The 6056-nt window shown below is 42.3% G+C and carries 5 protein-coding genes; 4 read left to right on the forward strand and 1 reads right to left on the reverse strand.

Annotation, left to right across the window (positions count from 1 at the left end; all coding sequences use genetic code 11):
* Positions 1 to 7 precede the first annotated feature (7 nt).
* Complete coding sequence (locus tag QVO66_RS03755) at positions 8 to 589, reverse strand: Panacea domain-containing protein (RefSeq protein ID WP_288172549.1); 582 nt, start codon at positions 587 to 589, stop codon at positions 8 to 10.
* A 215-nt stretch (positions 590 to 804) separates the two neighbouring features.
* On the opposite strand from QVO66_RS03755, the gene QVO66_RS03760 reads away from it, so the two are divergent.
* From QVO66_RS03760 to QVO66_RS03775, 4 genes are all read left to right on the forward strand, one after another.
* Entirely contained in the window at positions 805 to 1704 is a 900-nt protein-coding gene (locus QVO66_RS03760) for a helix-turn-helix domain-containing protein (protein ID WP_288172551.1), read from the forward strand.
* An 827-nt stretch (positions 1705 to 2531) separates the two neighbouring features.
* Positions 2532 to 3701 carry an AAA family ATPase gene (locus QVO66_RS03765; RefSeq protein ID WP_021854072.1) on the forward strand — a complete coding sequence of 390 codons (1170 nt, stop codon included), beginning with the start codon at positions 2532 to 2534 and terminating at the stop codon, positions 3699 to 3701.
* A gap of 13 nt (positions 3702 to 3714) precedes the next feature.
* Complete coding sequence (locus QVO66_RS03770; RefSeq protein ID WP_288172553.1) at positions 3715 to 4164, forward strand: hypothetical protein; 450 nt, start codon at positions 3715 to 3717, stop codon at positions 4162 to 4164.
* Between the two features lie 53 nt (positions 4165 to 4217).
* Complete coding sequence (locus QVO66_RS03775; RefSeq protein ID WP_021854074.1) at positions 4218 to 5270, forward strand: type I phosphomannose isomerase catalytic subunit; 1053 nt, start codon at positions 4218 to 4220, stop codon at positions 5268 to 5270.
* Positions 5271 to 6056 lie beyond the last annotated feature (786 nt).

Raw genomic sequence — 6056 nt, forward strand, 5'->3', positions numbered from 1 at the left:
AACACCACTAACATAGTTCAAGCGCACGCTTGTTGGTCTGACGCTCTCTGATAACATTCAACATTCCGACAGTAGCACCACCGGCTTTCGCCATGTCCCACATAGTGATTTTGGTATCCTCGCCTGTCTTCTCCGACTGCGCCTTTGCCTTACTCCAAGCCTTGTCGTGGGACATGTCGCTCAAATCAAATGCTTTAACATCCTTACATCTTGCTATCCACTTGTCAAGTATCTTTATGTTGGATCCGGACAACTCATCCAAGTCGCACGACTGGCGTGCTGTCACTATCTGATGGCCATCCACAATATTTACATTAAGTGCATCTGTAAACGACTTCATTTCATCAGACTCAACAGCCACTTTGCCTTCCAAAGCCCGCAGAGCCTTGTATGTAAAGGCCGGCACAGGCCCATGCTTTCTAGCAAGAAACGAATCCTCCATAATCGGAGAACCATAGACCACCAAGTGTTCCTGTTGTGCAAAATACATCACCTTGAAGAGATGGATATAATCAACCCCATTCTTCATATGCTCCAGCACATACAGCACGGTCGCCTTTATCTTGTCTATCTGTTCAATCGTCTTCATTTCTTTTGTTGTTAAACACGACTTGCGAACACTCGCAGTCGTTCCGACTGCAAAGTTAGTGTTTTTCAGGATTTTTTCCGAGTAATGTTGTTGACAAAGCATCATTTTTATGAAAGTTTATGTATTAAGGCTATAAATATCTTCGAACTTAAAAATAAAAATCAAATCAATTCACTTTGTTTTATAACAACAAAAATCCCAAATATTTCTTACCTTTGTCTCCCAAAGACAATATTTGCGGAAAGATGTATAGCGTTCACGACACGTTTTTTGACGAGGTAAGGCATGAGGGATATGAAACCGTGATGCCATGCGATGAGGTTACGGTGTTCAGCACTAAAGCCGGCATGGGCACAGAATATAAGGTTGCGCCCATGCTCAGCGACTCGTTCAGCATAATACTGGTGAAGAGCGGAACGGTGAAGCTCTCGGTAAACTACAGCACAGAGACACTAAAGAAGAAATCTATGGCTTTTCTGACACCAAACATGGTGGTGTCGCTGAGCGATGCCGACGAAGACTTCATGATGGAAGGCGTGAGCTTTATGCCGGCATACTTTGACGACCTGTCGGCCTATGCGCCCGTGTATAACCAGATGATTTCGTTTGCCAACGAGAACGCGCTGCCGATAAGGAGCCTGAGCGAAAGCGAAATGGAATGTATGCAGACGATGCTGGGGCTTTATTCTGACATCAACACGGAGCAGCTGCACTACAACGGTCTGATGCTGCATCTGTCTAACCTGCTGCTGTTGCGCTTTGCCGAGATACTGAGGGCAGGATGCGCGGCAGATCCGTCGAAGGTGCCGCACACCGTGGAGATTTACCGCGAGTTCAGAAAGCTGCTAATCGGCAATTACCTTAAAGAGCACTACATATTGTTTTATTCGTCTCAGCTTAACGTGTCGTCAACCTACCTGTCGCGCATAGTGCGCAAGGTGTCGGGACGCTCGGTAAACGAACACATAGCGCACATGCTGACAACCGAAGCGCGACGGCTGCTCGACTGCACCGACCTGCCCGTGAAACAGATAGCCTACAGACTGGGCTTCGCCGACCAGGCCTCGTTCGGCAAATTCTTCAGAAAACAGTTCGGCGTCTCACCCACGGGCTGAGTGTCGAAATGGCACATGTCATTTGGAGTTAAAGGAGTTAAAGGAGTTATCGCCAACAAGTTGGCTAGGAGTTAGAGTCATATGCCATGTTGATTCTTATCGCAAGAACTACGTTTGCAATTGGATTTTTCATTCTTCACTTTTCATTCTTCACTTTCGTAAGACGCACTACGTTTGCTATTGTGCCGGCGGATCTGTGCTCCGCCGGAATTGAATATAAGGATTTATTTAATCCGCTAACTTCCTATTTCACATTATATCACAATTTTATGCTAACATTGGCTATAGGATTTTTAACTTTTCATTTTTCACTTAAATTAGCGGTATTTTAAGTGGATTGAAATTAGCTAACGCTGACCGTTGGTTCCTAATACCCAATTCCGGCGGAGCGCAGATCCGCCGGTACATTACTCTTGTGGATTCTTGTCGCAAGCACTATGTTTGCAATTGGATTTTTCGTTTTTCACTTTTCATTATTCACTTAAACAATCACTATGTTTGCATTTGTTTCGTGCAAGTTTAATGGAATTCTGCATTAATTTCATGCAATTTTGGCAGAATTCTGCATTTATTTTGTGCAATTCCTGTAAAATTTTTCATTTTGTATTGCTCTCACCTTTTTTTAAAAGAAGATAAGCTGCATCTCAGCATAACGTTCAAGCACGCTTGACGATTCTGCCTTCGATTTGCATTATCTTTCACTATCTTTGAATAAGATAGGATGCGGCTCGGAAAAGTCAAAAATAAAAACTACGTTTTTTATTTGTCTTTTCACTCACCTTTCACTATCTTTGCATTTATATATTATGTAATGATAGAAAACGTTTATGGAATTATCAATAAGTAATTTCGGCCCGATAAAAGAGGCAAATATAAATTTTGGCGACCTTACATTTCTTATAGGTCCGCAAGCAAGCGGAAAGAGTTTGTCTTTGGAACTGCTTAAGCTTATCATAGATAAATCTCATATCGTTTCAACCCTTCGAAATTATAATTTTATTTTGAGTAAAACGGATGCAAAGAATATCTTAGACTGGTATTTTGGCGAAGGATTATCAGGATTATTTAGGGAAGATACGAAGATAGTTTTAGATAATGAGGCGTTTTCTCCGCAAGATTTACTTAATGTAATATCTAAGCAAAAGGCTTCCGGACAGAGAAAAGAGTCTGTATTTTATGTTCCGGCACAAAGAATATTGAGCATATCGGAAGGACGTCCCAGAAATTTTATGGAATATGATACGTCTACTCCTTATGTGTTGAGATGGTTTAGCGAAACGTTACGCGTATTTATGCAGGGGGGAATGGGTAATCCTGACACAATATTTCCAATTAAAAGCCGACTGAAGGGAGCTGTAAAGAGATCGATAAACGATAATATTTTTCATGGAGGTAAGGTCGTTTTTGATAAAACAGGGGTGCAACGGAACATGAAAATGGAAGTGGCCGGTATGAAAATTCCTTTTATGGCATGGAGTGCCGGACAAAAAGAATTTATGCCGTTACTATTGGCAATATATTGTTTGTCAGGTCCTCCTACACAGGTCATTGATAAAAATGATTACAAATTGGCTATTATTGAGGAACCAGAAATGGGGCTTCATCCACGAGCAATACAGTCGGTGTTGTTGGAGATATTCGAACTGATTCAGAATGGCAAGAGAGTGGTTGTGTCAACTCATTCAACAACATTCCTTGAATTTGTTTGGGCGTTTAACAACTTGGTTGATTTGTCTGAAGAAGAATTCAAGATTGCCATGTGTGAGATGTTTGGTATAAGCAGAAATTCAAATGCCGCAGGTTTGTTTGATAACTTGAAGGAGAAGACAATAAAAACGTTTTACTCGACAAAGTCGTATACAAAAGAGGGCGTAACATTCTCGGATATATCAACGTTAGATGCCTTTAATGAGGATACGGATATATCTGAATGGGGAGGACTATCTACATTTTCAAGCAGGACATCTGAAATAGTCAGCCGCTATGCAGAACAATAAGAAGAACAGCGGTATGACTAAATTTGAAAGTGCAGTGAGAAATACGCCTGATATTGCTGCCGGATACAAAAAGGGTATTCAAGCTTTTGGCGCAAATTCATCATGCGTGCAGGTGGATGATACAAGAAAACTGGAGGGAAGTGTAGACATTGATAAATGTACAAGAGATATTTATCCTGACAAGTCGCGCTGGGACTATGCTTTAGGTTATGACGAAAAAGCATACTTCATTGAGGTGCATCCGGCAAGCACAAGCGATGTGGCAACGATGATTGCGAAGTCAAAATGGCTGAAGGAATGGCTGAAAGAGAAGGCTAAAGATTTGGAGGTATTAAAGGCTAATGATAATTATTATTGGCTGGCAACAGGCAAAATAAAGATTTTGCCTAAATCAAGACAATATAGAATGCTTATGGAAAATAAGATTTTATTGCGTAGTAAATTTAAACTTCCGCTTGAATAGACTAAATATTTGTAATCGATATAATAGTGCACTAACAATAAAACGACTAAACCATGCTTTATCCATTATTATTTAGAAACAACTTCTTTTCGAAAATATGGGGCGGAAGCCTGCTGAAGAAACTTAAGGGCATAGAAGACAATGACCCTACGCCTATAGGCGAGAGCTGGGAAATAAGTGCCGTGCCGGGCAAGGAGTCGATAGTGGGCAACGGTTCGCTGCAGGGACGCAAGCTTAACGAACTTGTGACGGAATATAAGGAAGAACTGATAGGACGCACGGTGTATGACATGTACGGCGAGACGTTTCCGCTGCTGATAAAGTTTATCGACGCTGCGAAGGACCTGTCGATACAGGTGCATCCCAACGACGAGATGGCACGTAAATATCACGACTCGTTCGGCAAGACGGAGATGTGGTATATTATGGACACAAAGCCGGGAGCTAAGCTCTACAGCGGCTTTAAGAGTCTGATATCGAAATATGAATATGGCAAGCGCATAGAGGACGGCAGCATCTGTGACGTGCTGGCATCTCACGACGTGAAGGAGGGCGACGTGTTCTACATACCGTCGGGACGCATCCATGCGATATGCAGCGGTACGCTGCTGGCTGAGGTGCAGCAGAGCTCTGACCTGACATACCGCATATTTGACTATAACCGTCCGGGACTTGACGGCAAGCCAAGGGCACTGCATACGGCGCTGGCATCGGAGGCGCTGGACTATAAGGTGGAGGACGACTACCGCACGCACTACACGCGCAAGATGAACTATCCGGTGTTGCTGGCAGAGAACAGATTCTTTACGGTGAAGCTGCTGGAGGTGAACCGTGCTTTCCACAGAAAGCTGTATAAGTATGACAGCTTCGTGGTGTATATGTGTCTTGAGGGCAGCAGCGACATCGTGATAAGGTCGTGGAAAGGCGAGGAGCCTGAGATAAAGCAAGTGCATCTGACAAAGGGCATGAGCTGTCTCGTGCCTGCCTGCGTGGCCGACATGGACGTTGTGCCGAACAACGAAGACCGCGTGTCGAAGCCACGGAATATAGAGGAGGCGCAGAACGTAAGTAAAAGTAATCAAGGAGTTATGGAGTTAAGAAGTTAAGGAGTTAAGACGTATGCCTTGACGGATATTGTCATTTGGAGTTAAAGGAGTTATCCTTTCGCAAGTACTACGTTTACTAATGTGCCGGCGGATCTGCGCTCCGCCGGAATTTAGTATCAGGATTTTCAATCCGATTACTTCCAATTTTGTCTTTATACTGTTGTATTAAACTCGCTTAGACATTTAGATTTTTAACTTTCGCCAGAACTGTCCGATCACTTCCTATTTAAAATTACTCGTTCGGCAAATTCTTCAGAAAACAGTTCGGCGTCTCACCTACGGAATATAGAGGAGGCCGCTGTGAGAATGAAAAGTGAAAAATGAAAAGTGAAAAATCCAAATGCATTATTGGGTATTGTCATTTGGAGTTAAAGGAGTTAGAGTAGTTATCGCCAACGGAGTTGGCTAGTAGTTAAAGTCAAATGCTTTGTTGACTCTTTTCATAGCAGGACATTTCAGCCACAGGTTGTATAGAAACGCTGTTTAATTTTTACTGTTCGCAAGTACTACGTTTACTAATGTGCCGGCGGATCTGCGCTCCGCCGGAATAGAATATCAGGATCTGTGATCCGATTACTTCCTATTTTGCGTTATCATGTTGTTTTAAACTCGCTTAGACATTTATATTTTTAACTTTTAATTTTCGCCAGAACTATCCGATTACTTCATATTTAAAATTACTTTATAACATTATACCAATTTGGTATTTGGATTTTTAACTTATCATCCTTAACTTAAATAAGCGGTATTTTAAGCGGATCAGAGATCCTTATATTCTATTCCGGC

Source organism: Prevotella sp. CAG:255 (assembly GCF_000431195.1).
Lineage (GTDB): Bacteria > Bacteroidota > Bacteroidia > Bacteroidales > Bacteroidaceae > Prevotella > Prevotella rara.